A 778-nucleotide genomic window follows, 5' to 3' on the forward strand; every position below is an offset into this window, starting at 1 on the left:
GCCCCTATGCTTCTACGCGCGTGTAGACGGCCGGAGTCGTACCGGCCGAAGTACCGAACCACACAAGCGATGTGAAGGAGTGAACGCCCGATGGTGTTCAAGCGTCTGCTCGGCTCGCTCGGCGTAGGGGGCCCCTCGGTGGACACTGTGCTCGACCCGGGCGCGGTGGCGCCGGGCGGTGTCGTCGCCGGGCAGGTCCATCTCCAGGGCGGCAACGCCGACTTCGCGATCGAGCACATCACCCTGGAGCTCGTCGCCCGTGTCGAGGCCGAGCACGACGGGGGCGAGTCGGAGGGTGTGGTCGCTTTCCACCGGCACGTCGTCGCGGGCGGCTTCCGCCTGGCCGGGGGCGAGCGCCGCAGTGTGCCGTTCTCCTTCACGCTGCCGTGGGAGACCCCGATCACCGAGCTGTACGGGCAGGGCCTGGGCGTCGTCCTCGGCGTCCGCACCGAACTCGGTGTGGCCGGCGCCAGGGACAAGGGCGACCTCGACCCGCTCGCCGTGCGCCCGCTGCCCGCCCAGGAGGCGATCCTGGAGGCGCTCGGGCAGCTCGGCTTCGGGTTCAAGTCGGCCGACCTGGAACTCGGTCGCATCGGCGGCACCGGCCAGCAGCTGCCCTTCTACCAGGAGATCGAGCTGACCCCGGCGCCGCGGTACGCCCACCAGGTCAACGAGATCGAGGTGACCTTCCTCGCGAGCCCCGCCGGCCTGGAGGTGGTCCTGGAGGCCGACAAGCGCGGCGGCCTCTTCTCGGAGGGGCACGACGCCCTGACGCGCT

1 protein-coding gene is annotated in these 778 nt (G+C 71.5%); it reads left to right on the plus strand.

Annotated elements, in window-relative coordinates:
* Window positions 1-90 precede the first annotated feature (90 nt).
* Window positions 91-778 (plus strand): sporulation protein (locus tag QK442_RS36225; protein WP_282698394.1); only part of this gene is annotated, 688 nt, incomplete at its 3' end.

The sequence above is a fragment of the Streptomyces sp. CC208A genome (genome assembly GCF_030010625.1).
GTDB lineage: Bacteria > Actinomycetota > Actinomycetes > Streptomycetales > Streptomycetaceae > Streptomyces.